The 22,126-nt window shown below is 60.8% G+C and carries 19 protein-coding genes; 6 read left to right on the forward strand and 13 right to left on the reverse strand.

Going from position 1 to position 22,126, the window contains the following annotated elements:
• Window positions 1-62: 62 nt before the first annotated feature.
• From H0921_RS11700 to H0921_RS11710, 3 genes are all read right to left on the reverse strand, one after another.
• Window positions 63-1,442, reverse strand: coding sequence for a sulfatase-like hydrolase/transferase (locus H0921_RS11700; RefSeq protein WP_228499483.1), 1,380 nt, complete (start codon window positions 1,440-1,442; stop codon window positions 63-65).
• A gap of 279 nt (window positions 1,443-1,721) precedes the next feature.
• A complete protein-coding gene (locus H0921_RS11705; RefSeq protein WP_194538268.1) occupies window positions 1,722-2,609 on the reverse strand; it encodes a DUF1559 domain-containing protein in 888 nt (295 codons plus the stop codon).
• Window positions 2,610-2,782: 173 nt separating this feature from the next.
• Entirely contained in the window at window positions 2,783-4,303 is a 1,521-nt protein-coding gene (locus H0921_RS11710) for an amidohydrolase family protein (protein ID WP_194538269.1), read from the reverse strand.
• A gap of 145 nt (window positions 4,304-4,448) precedes the next feature.
• On the opposite strand from H0921_RS11710, the gene H0921_RS11715 reads away from it, so the two are divergent.
• Window positions 4,449-5,837: an aspartate aminotransferase family protein gene (locus H0921_RS11715; protein ID WP_194538270.1), complete on the forward strand. Its 1,389-nt coding sequence runs from the start codon at window positions 4,449-4,451 to the stop codon at window positions 5,835-5,837.
• A gap of 48 nt (window positions 5,838-5,885) precedes the next feature.
• Here H0921_RS11715 and H0921_RS11720 read toward each other — a convergent pair whose 3' ends face one another.
• The 4 genes from H0921_RS11720 to H0921_RS11735 all read right to left on the reverse strand — a co-directional run bounded on the left by H0921_RS11720 (window position 5,886) and on the right by H0921_RS11735 (window position 8,754).
• Window positions 5,886-6,296, reverse strand: a complete 411-nt coding sequence (locus tag H0921_RS11720) for a metallopeptidase family protein (protein ID WP_228499486.1) — start codon at window positions 6,294-6,296, stop codon at window positions 5,886-5,888.
• A gap of 202 nt (window positions 6,297-6,498) precedes the next feature.
• Complete coding sequence (gene queA, locus H0921_RS11725) at window positions 6,499-7,530, reverse strand: tRNA preQ1(34) S-adenosylmethionine ribosyltransferase-isomerase QueA (protein WP_194538271.1); 1,032 nt, start codon at window positions 7,528-7,530, stop codon at window positions 6,499-6,501.
• Between the two features lie 47 nt (window positions 7,531-7,577).
• Window positions 7,578-8,147, reverse strand: coding sequence for a hypothetical protein (locus tag H0921_RS11730; protein ID WP_228499488.1), 570 nt, complete (start codon window positions 8,145-8,147; stop codon window positions 7,578-7,580).
• A gap of 247 nt (window positions 8,148-8,394) precedes the next feature.
• Window positions 8,395-8,754, reverse strand: coding sequence for a hypothetical protein (locus H0921_RS11735; protein ID WP_194538272.1), 360 nt, complete (start codon window positions 8,752-8,754; stop codon window positions 8,395-8,397).
• Window positions 8,755-9,155: 401 nt separating this feature from the next.
• On the opposite strand from H0921_RS11735, the gene H0921_RS11740 reads away from it, so the two are divergent.
• The gene (locus tag H0921_RS11740) at window positions 9,156-9,521 is read left to right on the forward strand and encodes a hypothetical protein (protein ID WP_194538273.1); all 366 of its coding nucleotides are present in this window, start codon (window positions 9,156-9,158) and stop codon (window positions 9,519-9,521) included.
• 212 nt (window positions 9,522-9,733) lie between these two features.
• On the opposite strand, the gene nagB is transcribed toward H0921_RS11740, so the two are convergent.
• Window positions 9,734-11,614 (reverse strand): glucosamine-6-phosphate deaminase, encoded by a 1,881-nt coding sequence (gene nagB, locus H0921_RS11745; protein ID WP_194538274.1) that lies wholly within the window; start codon window positions 11,612-11,614, stop codon window positions 9,734-9,736.
• Between the two features lie 428 nt (window positions 11,615-12,042).
• Here nagB and H0921_RS11750 point away from each other — a divergent pair, with 428 nt between their 5' ends.
• Window positions 12,043-12,933, forward strand: coding sequence for a hypothetical protein (locus tag H0921_RS11750; RefSeq protein WP_194538275.1), 891 nt, complete (start codon window positions 12,043-12,045; stop codon window positions 12,931-12,933).
• 50 nt (window positions 12,934-12,983) lie between these two features.
• Here the strand turns inward: H0921_RS11750 and H0921_RS11755 are convergent, their stop codons facing one another.
• Together H0921_RS11755 and H0921_RS11760 are read right to left on the reverse strand one after the other, a co-directional pair.
• Window positions 12,984-13,856 (reverse strand): fumarylacetoacetate hydrolase family protein, encoded by an 873-nt coding sequence (locus tag H0921_RS11755; RefSeq protein WP_194538276.1) that lies wholly within the window; start codon window positions 13,854-13,856, stop codon window positions 12,984-12,986.
• A gap of 231 nt (window positions 13,857-14,087) precedes the next feature.
• The gene (locus tag H0921_RS11760; RefSeq protein ID WP_194538277.1) at window positions 14,088-15,842 is read right to left on the reverse strand and encodes a S41 family peptidase; all 1,755 of its coding nucleotides are present in this window, start codon (window positions 15,840-15,842) and stop codon (window positions 14,088-14,090) included.
• A 434-nt stretch (window positions 15,843-16,276) separates the two neighbouring features.
• Here H0921_RS11760 and H0921_RS11765 point away from each other — a divergent pair, with 434 nt between their 5' ends.
• The 3 genes from H0921_RS11765 (at window position 16,277) to H0921_RS11775 (ending at window position 18,206) form a co-directional block, all read left to right on the forward strand.
• On the forward strand, window positions 16,277-16,642 hold the full coding sequence (locus H0921_RS11765; protein WP_194538278.1) for an STAS domain-containing protein: 366 nt from the start codon (window positions 16,277-16,279) through the stop codon (window positions 16,640-16,642).
• Window positions 16,643-16,743: 101 nt separating this feature from the next.
• Window positions 16,744-17,166, forward strand: a complete 423-nt coding sequence (locus H0921_RS11770) for an ATP-binding protein (protein WP_194538279.1) — start codon at window positions 16,744-16,746, stop codon at window positions 17,164-17,166.
• 140 nt (window positions 17,167-17,306) lie between these two features.
• Complete coding sequence (locus tag H0921_RS11775) at window positions 17,307-18,206, forward strand: HAD family hydrolase (RefSeq protein ID WP_194538280.1); 900 nt, start codon at window positions 17,307-17,309, stop codon at window positions 18,204-18,206.
• Between the two features lie 143 nt (window positions 18,207-18,349).
• Here the strand turns inward: H0921_RS11775 and H0921_RS11780 are convergent, their stop codons facing one another.
• The 3 genes from H0921_RS11780 to H0921_RS11790 all read right to left on the reverse strand — a co-directional run bounded on the left by H0921_RS11780 (window position 18,350) and on the right by H0921_RS11790 (window position 22,059).
• A complete protein-coding gene (locus H0921_RS11780; RefSeq protein ID WP_228499516.1) occupies window positions 18,350-19,933 on the reverse strand; it encodes an HD domain-containing phosphohydrolase in 1,584 nt (527 codons plus the stop codon).
• A 413-nt stretch (window positions 19,934-20,346) separates the two neighbouring features.
• Window positions 20,347-21,261 carry an H-X9-DG-CTERM domain-containing protein gene (locus tag H0921_RS11785; protein ID WP_194538282.1) on the reverse strand — a complete coding sequence of 305 codons (915 nt, stop codon included), beginning with the start codon at window positions 21,259-21,261 and terminating at the stop codon, window positions 20,347-20,349.
• A gap of 105 nt (window positions 21,262-21,366) precedes the next feature.
• Window positions 21,367-22,059: an RNA polymerase sigma factor gene (locus tag H0921_RS11790; RefSeq protein ID WP_315851887.1), complete on the reverse strand. Its 693-nt coding sequence runs from the start codon at window positions 22,057-22,059 to the stop codon at window positions 21,367-21,369.
• Window positions 22,060-22,126: the final 67 nt, after the last annotated feature.

Here is a 22,126-nt window from a genome sequence, read left to right on the forward strand (position 1 = left end):
TAGCCCTTCACGAAACTGCTAGCGGAGCCGGAGAAGGGTTGGACTTCTTCCGAAGCAGGGCTTCACTTCTTTTTGAGAGGCGGGAGGCCGCCATTGGGGCTGAGGCGCTTCCACCAGTCCGGCCCTTCCGCCTCGACCTGGGCATTGATCCGGGCAAGTTCTTCGCGCAATTCCTGGAAGATTTTCGGCTCCTTGTCTCGCAGATTTGTGGTTTCCCCGGGGTCGTTTTTGAGGTTGTACAGCTCAAATTTCTGGAAGTCGCGCGAGGCGAGCAGTTTCCAGTCGCCGCGGCGCAGGGCCAAATGCAGATCGTAGGGAGCCATGTCCAGCCGCCAATAGAGCGGGATCGGCCGCTCCACCGCCGTGGCTTTTCCGGTCAGCACAGGCAGGATATCCACGCCGTCGAGCACCCGGTCCTTGGGAGGTTGCACGCCCGCTAGCCGCAGGACAGTCGGGAACAAATCGGAGCCGATCACGGGGACATCGCAGGTGGTGTTGGGTGGAATATGTCCCGGCCAGCGTGCTATGCCTGGAACGCGGATGCCCCCTTCATACAGAGCACGCTTTCGCCCGCGCAAGCCTCCGACGGAACCACGGGGCAGGCCCTTGATCCCGGTCCCTTCCGGCCCATTATCCGAGGTGAAGAATACAAACGTGTTATCCGCTAACTTGAGTTGCTCCAGAGCTTGCATCAGCATCCCGAAGGCATGATCCATTTGGGTAACATTGCCGTGATGTTGGCGAATTTCTGGATCGGAAAAACGTTCGTAAGGCTTCTGGAACTGCGGGTCCGTCGCGATGGGAAGATGCGGCTCATGGGTCCATACCGCCAGGAAGAACGGTTTGGATCGGTCGCGGTGTTCTCGCAGCCAGCGGATCGCCTCCTCCACAACCAGGATCGCCGAGTAGCCTTCCCACGGCCCCACCGGCTTGCCATTGCGCACGAAATTGTTGGGGTTGTGATGGCTCGGTGCCGCATTGTTCTGAGTCGCCAGCCACCAGTTGTACCCATGATCGTTCGGCTGGGGATGGGCCGGATTGTTGAACTTACCATTGAGATGCCACTTCCCCACATGGCAAGTGTCGTAGCCGTGCTCACGCAACAGTTTCGGCAGGGCTAGCTCACTGCTGCGCAAGTGCACTTCCGAGCCTTGCTGAATCCAGGTGAAAACGCCATTGCGGTACGGCGTCCGCCCCGTCAGAATCGCGGAACGCGACGGGGAGCAGACGGCGCTAGCGGCGTAACACTGGGTCAAACGCACCCCTTGCTTGGCAAAAGCATCGAGATGAGGCGTATGCATGGCGGGATGGCCGTAACACCCCAGGTCCCCCCATCCCAAATCATCTGCCAGGAAAATGACCACGTTGGGCCGGGTCTCCGCTGCCACTCCGCTTGTCCCCCAGGCCAGGCTCCCCGCCAGGATCATCCACCAGCGCAGCATCGCTTCCTCCCTCTGGTCTCCACAGGCTGAAGAAAGGCGGCCACTTGACCAACGTCCACCATTATGCCTGAACCAACAGTGACAGGGAAAGGAAATTTTGGCTCGGCTTCTCGCTTGAGGAATAACCGATTCCGCGGGAGGAAAGCGGTTCACAAATGCGGTGGCAAGTCGAGAACCCGACGGAGCCGGAGGAGGGGGAATCGCGGGTCTGAGGGACCAATCGTATCCAATCGGTCGTGTCCGGGGTAGCTTGTGCCCTCCGTCGGCGCTGGAATCTGCTCACCAATCAGGAGTAAAGACTTCTCCGCCGTTGCGCGTCTGGATGGCGTACCACACCGGCAGGCTGATGGAATTGTTGATGCTGTGCACGGAACCGTCGGCAAACAGGCAGTTCAGACCCATCGGATGGCGGCTGTAAAAGTCCTCGATGTGAGCGGAGGGGCTGTTCGGTTCATGATCCCCCCGGCCGAGCACCAGCACCGGATGGTGTTCATGCTGGCTGGGGTCCCGGCGGTAAGGAACCTCCACTCCCGGCGGCGCCCCGACCCACGTGGACAAAGCAATGTCGCTGCTGCGCTCCCCGACGATATACGTATTGCTCAGGCCATCGGTCATATCCCCGAAGCGCACCCGGCTGTTGCGGTAAAATGTGCCGTTGCCCCGCCCGACCTCATCCTCTAGCTCGTTGGTGCCGAACACGCCGATGTAATTCCCGTGGGCCAGATTCATGACTGCGCCTGACGTAGTGAAGACCCCGATTGAACTGTCCGAAGGACAGAGGAACACCTTCAAACTTTGCGTGCGAACCGCATCATGCATCGGGGCTGCTATCGGGGCATTGAAATTGATCTGCCGGCGGAGATTCTCCTGCTCCAGGTCCGCCAGCAAAAACGCCGCCCATCCCCATCCCGGACCCGCTTCATCCTCCGCCGAGGCCAGTACGGAGGGAACTGCACTCTGATACCCCGGCGGCAGCATCCCGAAACGGTCGTGATAATTGTGCAGCGCCAAACCAATCTGTTTGAGATTGTTCTTGCATTGCAGCCGGGAAGCCGCCTCCCGCACCTTTTGGACCGCGGGCAGCAACAAGCCAATCAGAATCGCGATGATCGCTATCACCACCAGCAATTCAATGAGAGTGAAACCGCGTCGCATAAGAGCAACCATGTCCCACATCCGTCGATGAAGGTGATACTATGATAACCCTAATTGTAAACCAAGTAAAACCAGATGTCCACTCTTTTTTTCCAGGGCAGGGGAAAGGGGCAGGAGCGGGTTTGGCGGAGCGGTGTCGATATGGGCCGATGGGTTCTTGCAGTGTCGATGGGTTCGAGGGGTTCTTACGGTTTGCGTCCCGTGGCGAGGATGCGGACCGTTTCGCGGTCGTAGTACCGGCCAGCGACGAAAACCCCCTCGATTTTGCGAATGTTGCGGATGTCGGTGAGGGGATTGGCTGACAGCAGGACGAGGTCGGCGTATTTGCCACGTGCGATCGAGCCGAAGTCGGCGAGGCGATCCAGGAACTCGGCGGGTCGGATCGTCGCCATTGCCAGGGCTTCCCGTGGGGATAGACCCGCTTGGACGAGCAACTCCAATTCATCGAGCAAGCCGGAGCCGGGAAAGCAATACGGCACAGGGGAATCCGTCCCCGCCATCATCTTGACACCCGCCTCATGCATCGCGCGGACCAAGCGTAAATGGCCGGCGTAGAGCCGCTTCATGTTCTCGATGTCCTGGGGAGACAGCTCGATGTTGCCGAAGAGGGGGAAGCGAACTCGCCCGGCCTTGACCGTGTGGAACCACGTCGTGCGCACCGTCAGCGGGAGGTAGGCCTTACGGGGATCGTTGAGGAAGTTTTCGTCGTGCAAGCTCGCCCAGTTTCGCCGGCAGACCAGCGTGGGTACGACCCAGGTGCCGTTGGCGACGAATTTGCGGAACAGAGCTGCCGCTTTCTTCGCATCGTAGCTGTCGAGGGCTTTGACCTCGAAGCGCCAGCCGCTGGTGGCATTGAGGGTGTCATCGGCCAGAGCGCCGGCCCGGATCAGGCCAGCGATTTCCTTGCGCAGTTTCGCCTCGTCCTGAGAGCAGGCCAGGAAGATACCGTGGGCATGTTCCAGGGATTTCTGTCCTTTGTCCGAGGCAGCAGCGGCACCGACCAGGTGCGGAACATGCCCCACGACCGGCAAGGGCTGCGGACCGCGCTGGGCCTCGTCCAGAATGGCGTCATACACCTCTGGCAGGAGGAAGGGATAGACTTTGACGAAGGCATCACCGTTGGCCCGGACCTGCCGCACCGCCGCCCGGCCTTGTTCCGGCGTGGCCGCTACGATGGTGCTGTGGGCCACCGTGGCTTTATCGCCATTGAGGCCGTCGATCACTTTGGTCGTGGCGATGATTCGCGGTCCGATGCGTTGGCCGGCGGCAGCCTCCTGGCCCCAGCGCGCCACCGGCGGGAGCAATGGCGAGCCGCTGTACATGTGCCGCACCCCGGTCACCCCGTAGCCGACATAAAGCAGGAGGAAGCCTTCCGCCTCAACGTGGGCGTGCATATCCCACAAACCGGGGATCAGATACTTGCCCCGGCCATCGATGACCTGCGTCCGCGGCGGTATCTTCGCTTCCGCAGCCGGCTCGACTGCCACAATGCGATCGCCGCGGATTAGCACGGTGTGGTCGGGTCGAGGCAGGGCCGCTACAGCATCCAGCACCGTCACGCCAACGATGGCCGTGTATTCTGCTTTCTCTTGGGAGGGAGACGCGCCTTTCTGGCCTCCCTTGAGGAGGGTGAGAGACCCTCCGAGGCTAGCCAGGACGACTAATATCACCTGGGCGAGACGCGGTACCTGCCGAAATGTAAGCATGATCGCCTCCTGCTGGAAGTCATCTCCTGCCGTGTCCGCTGGGAAGCGGAACCTGGGGGGATCCCCCGGCCCAGCAGTCCTCCCACTGGCTACACTATTCTTCGCCAGCGTTGTCCACCATCCAAGCGCGACCGGAGCCAGTCCCATGATGCCAGCGACGCTTTCGGAACGTTTTGCTGCGGCCTTTCCTCGTTCGCGCGCCCTTTTCGCCCAAGCGGCCCGGCTCTTTCCCAATGGAGTCACCCACGAAACCCGCCGCCTGGACCCCTTCCCCATTTATGTCTCGCATGCGCGCGGGCCTTACAAGTGGGCCGTTGATGGCCAGCGCCTCATCGACTATTTCGTCGGCCACGGCGCCCATCTGCTGGGGCATTGTCCAGAGCCGATCGTCCGGGCCGTGCAGGAACAGATGGCGCGTGGGACGCATCCCGGCGCCTGCCACGAGCTGGAAATTGCCTGGGCCCAGTGGGTGCAAAAGCTCATCCCGTCTGCCGAACGCCTGCGCTTCACCAGCAGCGGCACCGAAGCCACTCTGCTGGCCCTACGCCTGGCCCGACTCCATACCGGCAAAGCCAAATTCCTACGCTTCCAAGGGCATTTCCACGGGTGGCATGACCTGGTCACGCCCGGAGCGGATCCGCCTTATGAGGACCTCTCCGTACCGGGAGTGCCGGAGGCGATCGCGCAGCTCGCCGTGGTTGTTCCTCCCCATGATCTCAATCGTGTCGAGGACACGCTGAGGCGCGATGAGGACATCGGGGCGGTCATTCTCGAGCCGACCGGCGGGCATTGGGGTACTGTCCCGATCCGCGGCGAATTCCTCCGGGGCTTGCGGGAGATCTGCACCCGTTGGCAGCGCGTGCTGATTTTCGATGAGGTCATCACGGGCTTCCGGGTCTCGCCCGGCGGAGCGCAGGGGTACTACCAGGTCCAGCCCGACTTGACGACCTTGGCGAAAATCCTGGCGGGCGGTTTGCCTGGAGGCTGTGTTGCGGGCCGGGCCGACATCCTCGCCTGGCTGGAACACCGTCCAGGCAAAAAGCGCATCCGCCATCCCGGCACCTACAACGCCAATCCGCTCTCTGCCGCCGCCGGGATCACGGCTCTGCAACTGATCGCCGACGGCACGCCTTGCCAGCGCGCCAATGCCGCAGCCCGGCGATTGCGCAACCGCCTCAATCAACTCTTCGCGGCCCGTCAGATTCCCTGGATCGCCTACGGCGATTTCTCGATGGTCAAGATTCTGCCCCACTACCACGGCCCCCGACCCCCAGAACACCACGGCGATTGCGACGCCTTCATCCCCTGCCAAGGCGATGTTCAGGCTTTGGACGGCCCTAAGGACCCCCGCCTCATCTCCGCCCTGCGCCAGGCCATGCTCCTCCACGGCGTGGACTGGTGGGGACTGGGAGGCATGACCTCCTGCCAACATTCGGACGAAGTGATCGATGCCACGGTGGAAGCCTTCAACCGAGCGCTGGACGAACTCCCCCCTGCCCTCCTAACCGCTCCCCCTGCCTCATCTCACTCTTAATTTGTCAAATACGTTGTTTTCGCATCGTGACATAATTTTGTCACAATGCTATTCCTCCGGATTTTGACCTTTTTCCTTGAAAGGGTCTGGATTGTTGTCAAATCGCTCCAAATCGCGGTCCGTCCAGCCGAAATGATGGGCGATCTCGTGGATGACGGTCTTGCGGATTTCGATACGGAGCTGATCGGGATCGGGAAAATCCTCCTCCAGCGGCCGCTTGAAGATGATGATCCGGCTGGGATGTTCGAGCATATCGGCCGCCGCTACTCCTTCCAGGGGTTGAAAGTAGCCGTAGAGCGTCTCACCCGCGGCGATCTCCTCCTCAGTGAAACCTGCCTCCCGGAGAAACTCTTCGCTGGGTTCCTCTTCCACATCGATGACAATGTTCCGCAAATGCTGCCGGATCTCCGCGGGCAAGCTCCGCACTGTCTCCCGGACAATCGCACAAAACTTCTTCATCGACATTCGCCTCATGGTTCCCTTCCCGCCCTTTTCCGACTCCAGCCGGCCCGCTTCTGCCAGATCCAACCTCCATCATCACTGATCCCCATCATCACTGATCCAATCCATCACCTCCTAACCATCGTATCCCCTCGCACCGGTGGGATCGGCCCCCCACTTTTTATTCGCCCGCCCGATTCAACCTCGGTCTCATCCGATCTCAAAGGATCAGCATAGCGTCGCCGTAGCTATAGAAGCGGTATTCGCGAGCGATGGCTTGCTCGTAGGCCTGTTTCAGCAGTTCATCGTTATTGACAAAGGCGCTCACCAAGAGGAGCAAAGTCGTCCGCGGCAGGTGGAAATTGGTGATGAGGGCGTCCACAATCCGAAACTCGAAGGGCGGGTAGATGTACAAGTCGGTCTCCCCGGTGAAGGGGGCCAGGAGCTGGGTTTGACCCTGGCGGGCTGCTGTCTCCAGAGTCCGGACTGTCGTGGTCCCGACCGCCACCACTCGCCCGCCGCGTTGCCGTGCAGCCTGGATTGCCGCGACTGTTTCCGCTGTCACCTGGCACCATTCGCGGTGGATGGTATGCTGCCGCGGGTCTTGACTCTTGATGGGAGCGAAGGTTCCCAGGCCCACGTGCAAGGTGACGCGGGCGAGGTTGACTCCGGCAGCAGTCAGTGTCTGGAGCAATTCCTCCGTGAAATGCAGCCCGGCGGTGGGAGCCGCCACCGATCCTGCTTGTGTGGCAAAGACCGTCTGGTAGCGTTCCCGGTCCGCCGGTTCATCCCGGCCTTGGCGGATGTAGGGCGGCAGAGGCACATGGCCGTGCCGTTCGAGCAATTCCCAGGGACTGCCTGCTTCCTGGGGTTCCATGAGCCAGTGGTGGTCCGGCGTGCGACCTTGCAAGATCAGGGTCAAGCCGCTGTCGGTGATGAAGCGTGTACCCCGGCCGGGATGGCCGCCAGTCTTGGCCAGCATTTCCCAGAGATGCCCCTGGGTTTGCAGAAACAGCGCTTCCCATCGCCCGCCTGTATCCGCTCGCCGGCCGATCAACCGGGCCGGGATCACCTTCGTATCATTGAGTACCAGCAGATCGCCAGCTTGGAGCAATTCGGGCAGCTCGCGGAAAATCCGATGCTCGATGCTCTCGCTCCGCCGGCGCAGAACAAGAAGCCGGGAGTCATCGCGCCGCTGGGCGGGATACTGCGCTATCAAATGCTCCGGTAGCTCATAGTCGAAAAAGGGCATAGCCGCTCTGAAGACGTCGATAAGCTCCCGGCTCTGGGGGATGTCGCCTATTTGAAGCTTTTCACCCATTCCACGAAGGCCTTTTTGTGTTTTTCCACCGTTTTGGCCGGTCCCAGGAGCGTCATGGAGTACACGATGGTGCTGCCGTTTTCCTGAACCTCAAAGATGACGTACAACTGTCGGTAATCCGGGACGCGGGTGATCTTGGCATCCGGGGCGAAAGGCGGAAACTTCTTGAGGTAAATCCCGCGGATGTCCTGCAAGTAGGCGTCGTATTTGCCGCCAAAGGAGAATTTTTCCACCTGGATGGCCTCCTCGCGCTTGACCCCCGGCGGAATCTCGAACTTGGCCTCCTGACGCTTCAGGTTCGCCTCCACCGCCCCGCCGCCGCGCAAAACGAACAGCGCCAGTTCGGCATCTTCAGGGTCACCTTCGGCTTTAGCCAACTTGAACTGCATCATCCGCAGGGACTTTGGAGGCAGAGGTTCTTCCCGCCAATCCGCCGGTGTCACTGCTTTACACCCGGCCAACTCGACCGTCACCCCCTTGCGCTCTTGGCCTGAGAGCGCCGTCCCGATCACCAATACCCCGGCTACCACTCCGACGAACCGCATCATGAGATTCTCCTCCTGCGTTTTCGTCCCGTGAATCCACCAGCGACAGGCAGCACTCCCAGCACTGCCCTTCGCGGCGCCCATGAGCCATTCCCCTTGTAACCAAGCTCATTCTATCAGTCAGTGACAGGAAAGCCGAGGAAAGGGCCATTCGACACGATCAGGACGTTGGCTCCCCCTAGAGAATGACGAAGACCCGCAAGAACTGGGAAGAGCAAGCTATCACCGCCATCACAGGGGCCGCTGGTCATCAGTCCTGGGCAAGGGGAATGCGCGGAGGAGCGGCGGCTCCCTCCCCAAAATTCACGGGCGGAAAGGACGATCCCTCCGTTTCGAAGGGTACAAAAGCGGAGGATGAACTCGTCGCTCGACCCTCGTCCTCGATCAAGGCATCCAAAGGGACGAGTGTGACCACGTCCTGTTCCTGTCCCTGGCCGACGGCAGCGGCCTGCGACGGGAGTTGCACCGCGGCACTTCCGGAGTTCCCGGACGCCTGCGGAGACGGCACGGCGGTCGGCATTTTCTGTCCAGCCTCCGGCCTCAAGAGGACCCAAAGATACCCGCCGCCAACTGCCGCCAGAATAGCTCCCACCCCGGCTGCTTTCCACATCGTAGATGACCACCCTCTCCATGCCTCCATAGTCCGCCTCCCCCAGCTTCGCCTGATTCTCCTCAACCCTGCCGGATAAAGACAGCGGAAACTGCTGCTTCAGGGGACAGTTCATACCACCCCGCGCCTCTCCTTGCCAAGAGGAATCTCGATTTCCAGCGGTATCAATCGGACAAAACCTCAACCCGTCTCAGTCTGAACCGGATATCCACGGAAAACCAACCTGATTTCTGAAAGAGGAATGAGAAGTCGAAACACGGTGGTGTCCAGGTGTGAAGCCTGGGGTTAAACCTGTGAGTGATCGCAGGAGCGAGTCTCCGCGACACGGCGATAAAAGCAGCGGGTCAACACGGTGTTGACCGCCCCCCTGCTATCCCACAATCAGAGGAGGGTATCGAGTCATGCGTAAGCTGTTTCTCGCAACGGCAAGCGTGTTTCTGATGGCGGGTCTGGCGTATGCGGTGGACGTGATCGTCATCCGCTACAACGCCGAAACCAAGGAAGTGACTGTCAAGGAAGGGGACAAGGAGGCGACCTACAAGATCGCCGAGAATGTCAAGGTGATCCTCAAGGACAAGGAGGGCAACACCAAGGAGGGCACCTTTGCGGATTGGGAGCGGCGGCTGAAGTTCGCCGGTGGCAAATTCGGTGGCAAAGGGGGCGGTAAAGGCGGCGGCCGCTTCGGAGGCGGCAAAGCCGACATCACCGTCAAGGACGGTGTGATCACGGAAGTCACCATCACTGCGTTTGGCCGCAAGAAGAACTGAAACTCCCGCGCTGGATCGGGGCTGTGCGGTACTTGGCCGCGGAAGCCTCAACACTCTCGGCTTGGGGTCCGGCTTCTGGCGCCGGGCCTTGTTTTTGGCGCTTTTCTGCGACGGTTGGGAAAAATGTTCTCCCCAGAAGTAGTTGGTGTGAATTCTGAGTCGTCTGTCCAGCCGGCGTTAGCATCCTTTCCCGCCCGCCTGCCCGCCGAACCTCACGGCCCCTTCCACTGGACGAAGGCTTCGAGGGCGAAGTATTCGGGAAGTCCCAGGGCGTCGTAGATGCGGGCGGTGTTGCGATTGCGTTCTTCGGCCCGCTGCCAGAACTCCCGGCGGTCGGACCCACCGGGGAACATCGCCCGATCCTTCTGGGATTGGTGGCGGAAGATGGCCTGCTTCTTCCGTTCCAAGATATCGGGGCTAAGAGGCACGGCCATTTCGATTTCGTGGGGTTCCCATTCTTCCCACGCCCCTTTATAGAGCCAGACCTGGCAGGGGAGCTGCCCCTGCTGCTCCTGAAGCCGACGGAGAGCGGCGAAGATGGCCTCGGCACAGAGGCGGTGGGTTCCGTGCGGGTCGGAAAGCTCCCCGGCCATATAAATCTGCTTCGGCTGGAGGCGCTGCACCAGAGCGACCAGATCATCGATGTCCTGGGGATGGATGGGGTCCTTGGTGATCCGCCCCGTTCGGTAGAACCGCAGGTTGAGAAAGCTGAGGTTTTCCGGCGGAATGCCGCAGGCCAAGGCAGCAGCGCGGGCCTCCGTGGCGCGAATGAGAGCCTTGATGGTCAGCACGTCGTCATTGTCGGGCTGTCCCGGCTTCTTTGCATCGAGAAAGTGGTACACCCGCTGCTTGACATCCGCGGCACGGGCCTGTTCTGCCGCACTGCCGAAATGCGTGAGGAATTCGTGGACAAAATCGACGAAACGGCGCGCATCGTGATCATACACGGCGATATTGCCGCTGGTCATGTAAGCGACGTGCACCTGATGTCCTTGCTCCACCAGCCGAATGAGCGTCCCGCCCATGGAGATGACATCATCATCGGGGTGGGGTGAAAACACGAGAATGGTCTGCGGGGCGGACCGGCCAGCCGGATAGGGCGTAATGGTGGACATGCGATCATGGAAAACGGCCTCGCCGATCTTCTCCGCCGGTCCTTGTTCGCGCAGCAATTCGTAGAGATGGTGTTCGCGGAAGTCCTCATCATCCAATTGCAGCAGTCCCTTTTTGACGGTCAGCGCCAGGTGGACCACTGCTTTGCGGACCAATTCCGGCGTCCAGTGGCAGGGGCCGACCTCCCAGGGGCGTTTGATGGCGGTCAACTCGGCTGCCGCCGCCGGGTCCAGCACCACGGTGGCATCCGGATGCTCCTGGAGAAAGCTCGCGGAGATCGCCTCGGTAGGCGGTTGTTCCACCGCTTTGTACACGATCGAGGCTTTGTGTTCCCCAAAGGCCATGAGGAAAATACGCCGGGCTTCGAGAATCGTCGCCACGCCCATAGTGATGGCGTGGTGCGGCACGTTTTCCTCACCGAAGAAACCCGGAGCGGCATCGCGGCGGGTAATGCTATCCAGGGTGACCAAGCGAGTTCGGCTATTCCGCGGGCTGCCCGGTTCATTGAAACCGATGTGCCCCGTGCGGCCAATCCCCAGGATTTGAATATCAATCCCGCCGGCGGCCTTGATCTTCCGTTCGTATTCTGCGCAGAAAGCGTCGATCTCCTCCTTGGCCAGCGTTCCATCCGGAATGTGGATGTTTTCCCACGGAATGTTGACGTGATGAAAAAATGTCTCATGCATCCAGCGGAAGTAGGAGTGCGGGTCCTCCTTGGGCATCGGATAGTATTCGTCCAGATTGAAGGTGATGACTCGCGAGAAGTCCAGCCCTTCCTCCTGATGCAGGCGGATCAATTCGCGGTAAAGTCCCACGGGTGTGCTGCCTGTAGCCAGTCCTAAGACTGTGGATTTCCCGGCGGCATTGCGGGCGCGGATCAGCTTGTCAATTTCCCGCGCCACATACCGGGCGGCTGCCGCTGCCGTTGGAAACAACACTGTCGGGACCCGCGTGTGGGCTAGCGAATGCAAACCAGTCATACCATGCCATTCCTGAGTCGAGGACAGACGAGAATCCGCGGCTCTGCCTGCCTTCGGGTCGATGGAATAGGTGTTCTAGCATTTGGAACGGTGGAAGGGGAGAGAGTAAGCTCCGTGGGAACTGCCGAAGGGGAGAGGGTGTAACTAGATTCTCTGGGGGTGGGGGCTGAACCCGCGAGGTGTTTCCCCAGACTAGCAGAGCTGCCCGGCAGGGAACTCCCAGAAAATCTGGTTGCACTCGGGGAGAGAGCGAGGCCGGCTCGCTCTTGGCGCCTCCCACGGCAGGTGATATGGCTGTTGGTTCTGCGGACCGTCTCTTCACGGAGTGGGAAGGCGGCAGCGTAACGGAAAGCCAAACGGGAAGGACCAACTGGCACACAGGACAGACTGAAAAACAAAACGGAAAGCCAAACTGGGAGCGTTTCGCCATGCCCCGACGAGAATGGAAAGTACCCGAACGAGGTCGAAGAGCAATAGCGGGCGTGCGGCGGGGGATCGCCGTTTGGGCGGTGGGAGTGGCGCTCTGTTCCGCGGCGGCAGGAACCGCTCCAGAAGGGGTGCCCCGCTTCCGCTGGACAACGGGTCTGGTCCTGACTTATCAACTCCGGCAGCGCACCACCGTCCAGGAGACGTTTGTGGACGAACGGCAGCAGAAACAGACCCGCCAGACAACGAGTGACTTGCAACTGACACGCGAGTGGACAGTGCAAGCGGTCGATGCGATGGGCATAGCCACCTTGCAGATGCGCATCCTGTCCCTGCGTTCGGAACTCCGTCGAGGCGAGGAAGAGCCGTTGATCCGAGACTCGGCCCAGCCGGAACATGCCAAGGAGATGGCCGCCTTTCTGAACAAAGGGCTGGTGACTGTGCGGCTGGATGGTCGAGGCCGCCTGCTCGCAGTGACCGAGGTCCGCAGCGGCTCAGCTCAGCGCCTGGAGGTCGAGTTGCCTTTCCGCCTCATTCTGCCGGAGGAGGGATGGGAAGCCGGCCGGAGCTGGCAGCGGCAAGCCCGCGTGAAAATCGATCCGCCCCTGGGAGTGGGGGACAGCTACACTCTGGAGCAGAAATACACCCTGCTCCGCCGACAGGGGAACCTCTGGACGGTGGGTCTGTCCACCCGCTGGACCGAGGAACCGCCGCTCGCGGAACAAGCTGCGGTGTTTCCCTTCATGTGGGAAGGGGAGGTAGACTTTGACGTTGCCGCCGGGCAGTACCAGGGCGCCCGCTTGCGCATTGAACGAGAGCTTCGGGACCACCTCGGCCCCGGCAGCCGTTATCTCTATCGCAGCAGTTACGAGGAGCAGCGGTTGCCGCGCTGAGAGCTGGGGCGCGAACCCTGCCAACGGGGCAGGCACGCCGGGGCTGCCGGTCAACTCTCCGCCACGCAGGGATTCCGCAGGATGCCGATCTTTTCGATCTCCACTTCCACAATGTCGCCCGGCTGGAGCAAAATCGGCGGCTGGCGTGCGATGCCCACTCCGGGAGGCGTTCCGGTGAAGATCAAATCGCCCGGCTCCAGGGTCATCACCTGGGACAAGTAAGACAGCAGATGCGGCACGCCGAAGATAAACTCGCGAGTGTTGGAATCCTGCAAAGTGACGCCATTGCGGCGGAGGCGGATTTGCAGATGGTGCGGATCCGGAATCTCATCGCTGGTCACCAGCACCGGACCAACAGGAGCGAAGGTGTCGAAGGTCTTGCCGATGATCCACTGCTTCTCTTCGCCTCGAAATTGCCAATCTCGCGCACTGACATCATGGCCGCAGGTGTAGCCGCCGACATAGTCGTACGCCCGCGCATCGTTGGGAATGTGTTTGCCCGTCTTGCCAATGACAATCACCAGTTCCGCCTCGTAGTCCACTTTTCGGGCCACTTTCGGCAGGCGAATCGGGTCGCCGTGCGCGATCAGAGTGTTGCGGAACTTTCCGAAGAGGACCGGTTCCTCCGGGATCGCCTTGCCTCCCTCGCGGGCATGATCCCGATAGTTCAGGCCAATGCAGAGGATTTTCCCCGGATCAGGAATCGGCGGCAGCAGCCGGACGCTCTGCGGCGGGTAAGCGACGGCCGACGGCGCGGCGGCCACTTCCGCAGCCAGTCGGCGAATGGCCGTCGAAGCCGCTAGCAGAGCTTTCACATTATCCGGCAAGCCCGGCTCGCTCGCATGCAGGTCCACATAGTATCCATCGCTGCGCTCGACCGCGGCGCGCGGACCCTGCGGGGTCTGGATCGTCGCCAGTCTCATCACTTTCTCCCATCAGACCATCGGAAAACTACGGCTTGAGCATCACGGGGTGTATTCAATGGATGGCTCGCAAAACGGCGAGGCGGAACGAGGGAAAATCTCCCGCAGGCCGAGGGGTGATATATCCGGAGGTAGCGGCACATCCGCAGGGTTTCGCATCCCATCCTGATGAGGAGGAATCCGCCCGGTCAGCGGGGGATGCCAGTCCGGACAGCCGCTCGGATGGCCGCTTCACGGGCCGCGAGAAGAGGGGGCGGGAGAAGAGAGTTTCTCCAGGTGCTTGCGGAGCAATTGCAGGGTGGTGTAGCGAACGGAATCGCTGCGGGGATCATCGAGCGGCGAAGCCTCCCGGCTGGAGGGAAGGCGGAGGGTGAAGCTCTCAAGCTGGCGGAAAAGTTCCAGGCGGGCGGCGGCCTCCAGCGGGATTTCCCAACCGGGGTCCGGACGCAGTCCCCAGGCGTCAGCGGGCTGACTGTCGGGATAGCGGTGGCGGGGTTGGCCGTTGGGCCGGAACATGAGGCCGGTGCTGACACGCAGTTGCAATTCTGCTACGTCCAAGCCGATGAGCGTTTGCAAAGCGGCCCGGCCCGCGCTGCGCTGTCCTGCGAGCCAGCAGCGGTTGTGATCTCGCAAGGCGGCGGCGATCATCTCTCCGCCCCCCAAAGTTTCCGGCCCTATCAACACCACCAGAGGCAGTTGCGGGCAAAGGGGCGGGTGAGGAAGTGTGCGCAATTCCCGCAGCTCGGCAGATGCCGGCGGGCCGACGCGGACTTGGGGATATTCCATCCGAGCCAGCAATGTGTTCGCCGGTAGGAACAAGCTGGCGACCTCGATGGCGCTTTGCACATATCCTCCCGGACACCAGCGGAGGTCCAGGATCAGACCCCGGCAACGCTGCTGCTGCAATTCCTCGAGCGCGGCCCGCAGTTGCAAGGGAGCGTGCAATTCCAGCGGCCCCAAACGAACGTAACCGATCCGTTCCGGGCGATCGAGCCACCAATCCCAACTCCCGTCCCCATCACGCCGGACCCCATAGACACATTCCGCCTGATACTGCTCCTGAGCCGCGATCCGTAGTTCGATCCGCTGGCGGCCCCGCTGAATCGTCAGATGACACGCGGGTGACAATGGCCGGCCTGTGACTGGATCGAAGGTCATTGGAGCATAAGCCCATTCCTGGAAGAGGCGGGAGACATTCTCCGGCGTCAATGCTATGCCGCGATAATGCGTAATCACATCTCCCTTCTGAATACCTGCGAAGTGCGCCGGACTGCCAGGGATCACACGCCGAACCCGCCAGGGATAATGGATCGGAGCGGAAAGTTGTTCCGGAGCGGGCACGTCACCGATGTAACCGACAGGGGGATAGCGCCGCAGGGCCAAGGCCCGCTCCCACTGGTACGCTGTCCAGCGCGAACCTGTCCAACCCTCCAGTTCCAGTCCCACGCCGAAATCCAGCTCTACGGAAAAGGCTTGCATCACTCCGGAACGCCGCCACGTGACGCTACAGTGCCCTTCCGTCGCTTGGGTGAATCCCTGCAACCCCACCAGCAAGGATTGCGTCCCCCGCAGCCGGGGATGATCCCGAAGCTGGCGGCGAATCTCCATAAGCAGGTGCACGCGATCGCGGGGAGTATTGGGCAGGCGGTCCAGTTGCTGAACGATTCTCTCCGGCAACGGCGCATCGATCGCCTGGTACCACTGGCGAATGGCCCCGGCGATCAGCACTTTCTCTTCGACACGCTGGTACAAATTGGCCCGGACCATCATGGCGGCCCGATCCAGGGCTTCGGCCAGCATGCGGACCTGCTGGTCATCCACCGGCTTCGCCGCGGAGGCAGTTTGGCCAGCTCCGGCCTTTGGGGGATCTCCAGCCCCTGCGGGCGGCAAGGCCGACGCTAGGGGGACGACACCCATCGTCCCTGCCAGCAGCACCCCAATAATCCCCAACCCTAGGAGCCGGTGCGTCTCTCCCCGCCCGAACATGCCGCTTGGCGACACCTTCTACCCTCTCGCTGGAAGCGCCCCTCGAACATCTCCACCTCTACTTTGGCGCATGGGTATGACTTCCGCAAGGCATCCACGAGAATAATTCGACTCTGGCAAATAGCCCCTAGGAAAATCACCCCAGGCGACCGAGTGGGTAACTTGGTACCACCAACACTTTGGCGGCGGGCAAAAAAGGAGCTTCCGCAAATACGATCCCCCCCGTTCTTCCCAAAGACCGTAAAATTGCCCCGGATCATCTTGACAGAAAGGGCGATAGGTACAAAGATGCATTTTGATGCGGGCATAATGCCGCTCCAACGAGGGGGAAAAGGAACCGGTAAGGAAAACGGGGGTGAAACCCTGGCAGGTGTGACATCGACGGGTATCCGCCGGGGATGCCTAAGGCTCTAGTGCGACTGAGGTGCATCGTTATGGCTACGGAATCTACCCGCCGGCGCCGGCTGGAAGTCGAAGACATCGGAGATATCGCCGTTGTCAACTTCGTGGATAAAAAGATATTGGATGAGCAAAATATTCAGATGATCGGCGACGACTTGTTCCGCCTGGTGGATGAGTTGGGCCGGCGCAAATTGCTGCTCAATTTCGGAAATGTGGAGTTCATGTCCAGTGCAGCTTTGGGGAAACTGATCACGCTGCACCGGAAGTTGCAGGCCGTGCAAGGAAAGCTGGTCCTGTGCAACATTGCCAAAGACATCCTGGAGGTCTTCAAGATTACCAAACTGGATCGTATCCTGACCATTGTGCCGGATGAACAGGCAGGACTACAGTCATTCTGAAAAAAATATGCTAATCTAAGGGTGATGGATCCGATACCGAAGATCATGAGTCAAGGGCACGATGTCCTTCACAGGCGCATTCTATGAGCGGCCAATTGCTTATGAGCGCTCAGCATGAATTGATCATACCGAGTGATCTCTCTGAAGCTCGACGGATCCAATCGCTGGTCGAGCAAGTCCTGCAAAAGTGGGGCTATTCGGAGCACGACATTTTTGCCATCAAGTTGGCGTTAGAGGAAGCGCTGGTCAATGCGATCAAACACGGCAATCAGATGGACCCAGACAAGAAAGTCCATGTCCGCTTCGCCGTCAATGACCGCCAATTCGAGATTCACATCGCTGACGAAGGCCCCGGTTTCAATCCCGACGATGTTCCCGACCCAACGGACCCAGAAAACCTCGAGCGTCCCTGCGGCCGAGGCCTGCTTCTGATGCGCGGCTTCATGACTCACGTCGAGTATGCTCCTCCAGGCAACCGAGTCCGCATGATCAAGGTACGGGCCGACAGCCAACCTTCCTCCTGACAGCATCCCCCTCATCACGACCTATCCCCGCCAGGGGAAGAGAATAACCTAACCGGTAGAAGAGAAGAACACAACGAGTCCACGTAAAGACCCCGCTTTCGGAAGGCACCCTGAACCGCAGCGAAGCATCGGGGCAAGGCATGACTTTTCCCCCCACTTCATCCCCTTCGAGCTTTCATCCTCCGGAGCGACTGGAGCAGCTCCGCCAGGCGTTACGTCGCGGGAAATACCAAGCGGCGCTCTTCGACTTCGATGGCACCCTTTCCCGCTTGCGGGCCGGTTGGCCTCAGGTCATGGTGCAAGTGCTCGAAGAGTACTGGCAAGCGGCGGGATTACCGAAAGACGAACCGGAGCAGACACGCCAGCAATTGCTCCACCTGGTGCTCTCGACCAACGGCATGCCCCCGTTACGCCAGATGCACGTTTTCGTCCAAATGGTTCAGGAGCGCGGCGGAAGCGAATTGGACCCTTCGGAATGCGCGGCCACCTACCAGTACCGCCTGAGACAACTGGTCCAGCGCCGCTATGATTCCCTCCGGCGAGGCGAGACAGCGCCCCCGCAGTGGATCGTACCGGGGGCGCGTGAAATGCTTGCTGCTCTGCAACGGCGCGGCTTGAGGCTGTTCTTAGCCAGCGGCACGGAATACGATCAGGTTCGTGCGGAGGCGGACCTGCTCGGCCTGCGGCCATTTTTTCCCCACGGCATCTTTGCTCCCCAAGGAGAGGATTTGTCCTTTGCCAAAGGGCAGATTATTGACCACCTTCTCCGCAACCATGATTTGCGCGGGGAAGAGTTGATCGGCTTCGGCGATGGGGTTGTGGAAACACGGGAAGTCAAGCGTGTGGGTGGTACAGCGATCGGGCTAGCCACCTCCGAGGTCTCGGAAATCGCAACTCCCACACTACCGTCGAGCACCCCAGCCACCATGACTGCCTTGGCCGCTTCGGATGATCCCACCGTGTCCGACAAATGCCAGCGCTTGCTGGCGGCGGGTGCGGACCTCATCCTGTCCGATTATCTGGCCTTATCCCTGGACTGACAGAGCGGCGGGAGCGTCAGCCGACGGTCGAGCACGAACAGTGTTTGCCACAAGCGGGCCTATTCGGAATAGGGGGAAGCGAGCCGGTTGCAATCCTTTTCTGCTCCGAAGTGGACAGGTGTGATGCAGCCTCGCCGGGGACACTAGTAGCGCGGGTCGGCGAGGATCTCTTCGCTGACGATCGGTTCGTTGAGGGTAACAATGCCGGCTTGGTCATCCCATTCCATATTCGGCATCATTTCCTGCATGACTTTGTGGATGACGTCGCGGATGTCCAAGAAGGCGGCGACGCAATCGGGGTCGAATTGGCGGCCGGCCTGGCGTTCCAGTTCACAGAAGGCCCAGGCGGACGAGCGGCACTGGTGATAGGTGTGATAGGGTCGGGGCGAGGTAATGGCATCGAAGGCATCCGCCACAGCGACGATCCGGGCCAGATAGGGAATATCTGTGCCGGCGAGGCGGTCCGGATAGCCAGTACCATCCCAGCGTTCGTGATGGTTGCGAACGATCGGGATGATGGGCGCCATTTCTGGGATGTTGCTGAGGATTTCCGCCCCTTTGGTGGTGTGCTCCTTCATCAGAGCGTATTCTTCGGGGGTGAGTTTGCCGGGCTTGCGCAGGATGGCGTCGTCGATCCCAATTTTGCCGATGTCATGCAAGGGGCTGCCGAGGCGGATGATGTCGGTCTGCTCGCGATCCAGCCCCAGGCGTTCGGCCAGGAGCAAGGCGTAGCGGGTCACGCGCTGGGTATGCCCGCCGGTGTAATCATCGCGGAGTTCGACGGCCTGAGCCAAGGTGGTGATGGTTTTGAGGAAAAGTTCGCGCTGCTGGTGCAATAGCAGAGCGCTTTCGAGGGTCGCCGAGACGTGGGCTGCCAGGGCGTCGGCCAGGTGAAGGTCATCTTCCGTAAACGGGTGCTGTTCCAGCCCGCGGTCGAGATGCAAGACACCCAGGCGGCGGCGCGGCGTGCGGAGCAGCACGCACATGACACTGCCCATCGCCCCTTCCGCGATGCTTTGACCCAAGCGCGTATCGCTGTCTAAAGAGGTAAAGGTGCTGTACAGCAAAGAGACACCCGCGGCGTAACACCGCTGCGCCAGTTTCTTGGAGTAGAAGTGATGATGACTAGCGGTGTTGTTGCCGTGAGCGACCGCCGCGGTTCGCCAGCGTGGCTCGGCCGTATCCCCTTCCGCGAGAATGATCGCACCCCGTTGGGCGGCCAGGACGCTGACCGCATCGTTGAGGATCGCCTGATACAATTCATCCGGATCATGGGCATGCACGAAGTGATGGCCGGCCCGTAATAGAGCGATCAATTGTTCGCCGGGACGGGGCATCTGATTGCGGTCAAAGGCCAGGCGGCGGATACCTTCTTCATAAGTGGAGGGCGTCGTGGCCAGTATGTGCTGATTGGAGGAGGGAATTTCCGGAACGTCATCGCTCTGTTCCACCAGTACAGCGACTTTGCCGAACTGGAGAATATCCCGGCAGCGCAAGGGATGCTCCAGGGCGCCGATACGCGCACCGTTGACGTAGGTCCCATTCGTGCTTTCCAGGTCCCGGATATACCACCCTTCTGGGCCATGACGAATCTCCGCATGGCGGCGGCTGACGGAACTGTCCTCCAAAACCACTTCCAGAGAGGCCAAACGCCCCACGCGCAGGAGGGAGTCTGACTCCCACACCTTGCCTTTGAATGCGCCACTGATGCCGCGCAGGCGGATCATCCGCTTCACGGGACGCCGCTCCTCAACCTCCCTCCCAGCTCGCGCCGCGGATAGGCTCCATCTGCCGGCTCATCCACCGCCGCTGGGAGTTTACATTCCTAAGCATAACATAGTCTTGTGCTCTTTCTGACCACAATTGTAAAGTATGAAAAGGGAGAGGGGGATACTCGTGCAACTATTTTGCGAATTTCTCCAGCCAATTCTTCCCTCTCCACAATTTCTTCGTCCCAGCGAAGCCTAGGCGCGCCGTTGGAATGCGTCCGAGGAGGGCGGCACCCTTCATCAGAGAATCGCCCGGCATGCTGGGTTTCCGTTCAAGGGTGTCTCAGTCCCTGGCCGAAGGTCTGTGTTCTGCTTCCGCAAGGACAATGAAGAGCGAGATGCCTAGGGTCGAAGTGACCGACACCAGGATGTCAGTCAGCGGAATGAAAGGAGACGGTTTTGGAGGGGGCGAGGCCGGTCACACTTTTTCCGATCAGCCAGCAAGGGAAGTTTGAGGATTGGACATGGCCGTCGGCGTAAAGAATGTTGCAACCGTAGGGATGGCCGATGTAGGGAGAGGACCCACTTCTCGGATTCGAGACCCCGGCAGGACATGGGCGGGGAGCATACCAATCTTCAAGGGGCTGGCCGTAAAGGGGAGAGAGCCGGCGGACAGCGTCCCTCTGGTCAGGGCGTCCGGCCATGGTCCAGTATGATACGTAAATCGAGGAAATGTCCGCGGAGTGAATAACGACCGGCTGAAGCGGGAAGGAAGTATTTTCCGGACTGGCGGTCAGAGAACAAAAAACCACAGGCAGGCAGGAGGAGACGGCCTCCGCAGAGGGCCAGGAGGCGTAAGGAAGCGAGGGTTCCGCCAGCGGGCTAAAGGCCGCCAGAGAGGGAACGCTCGACCCATGGGCATTCTGCTGGACGTAGGAGAGGCGAAGCGTGTTCTGGCAGGCGAGCCAGTCATGGCGGGCGCGCAACTTGCCCACAGCAGACAGGAACAGACCGCTAGCCAGGATCAGAATGCAGCCGGCCACGAGGATATCGGGCCGGAAGCGCCCGCCTGTGATGCGCCAATCGGGCAAGGTCCGCGGTGCTCGTGGCAAAGTGCGGGAGGGGTGCGGCCAGAGGTCCTGAAGGCGTGCCAAGGTCCGCTCTGCCAGTCCCTGGCGCGGAAGGACAAGGCGCTGGCGCTCTCGTTCCAGAGGCTGGAGCTTGCGCCGCAGACGTTCCAGGCGTGCAGCCAAGGCGCCATCCGCCTGCAAACGAGCTTCCAACTGCCGAGCCTCCGCCTCGGAGAGTTGGTGCAACAGGTAATCCAGCAGAACTTCGTCACGCATAAATGTATCGCAGTTTCCACGGGCGATGCTTGCAGTTACCCTACAATGGCGTGGCGGCGAGGCCTTGTTCTTTGTGCCCTCCGAGCCGCACAAGGGGAAAGCCTTTCACAAGGGGGAAGAGGCGGCAGCAGCGGAGCGGGGGCGCGGCCAGGGCACCCTCAGCGGGTCCGCCGGCTGCTGGGCCGAGTGCCGGGGCGCATCAAAAGCCGAGCAGGCCTCGAGGAGTTTCTTCAAGGCCGCATGCAAGCGGGATTTCACCGTGCCGATGGGAATGCCGAGCACCTCGGCAGCTTCGTGGTACTTCAAGCCTTGGAAATACACCAGCAACACGACACTCCGCAGGAGGGGGGGCAGGTTTGCCACCGCTTGGCGGACTAAAGTCCGCTGCTCCGCGCGCTCCAAAAGGTCCAACGGTCCGTCCGTCTCGTCGGCGGCGACCAGGTCCCAGCCGCAGACCGCCGCTTCGTCGTCTCCCATTCGTTCCTCCCACAGCCCGGCGCGATCTCGCCGCCGCTGCAACCGCCGCAAGGCATCGATCGCCTGGTGGGTGGCGATGGCGTAAAGCCAGGGGCGCGCCGCCCGGCCCGGCTCATACTGGTCGATCTTCAGAAACACTTGCAAGAAGGTGTTCTGAAACACATCCTCCGCCAGCTCATCGTCGTTGAGATAGCGGCAGAGATACCCGAACAATTCCCGCTCATAACGGCGCACCAGCAAGTCCAGCGCGGCCGGCTCGCCGCGTTGCAGGCGCAACAACAATTCTTCATCCGACGGTGCCGATTGCACAATCGCCCCCACTCCCACTCTCCACACATGGCTACGCTCAGGGAGCCGCCAGGGTTCGCTCAGTCCAATCCGTTTTCCT

This window comes from Thermogemmata fonticola, from assembly GCF_013694095.1.
Taxonomy (GTDB): domain Bacteria; phylum Planctomycetota; class Planctomycetia; order Gemmatales; family Gemmataceae; genus Thermogemmata; species Thermogemmata fonticola.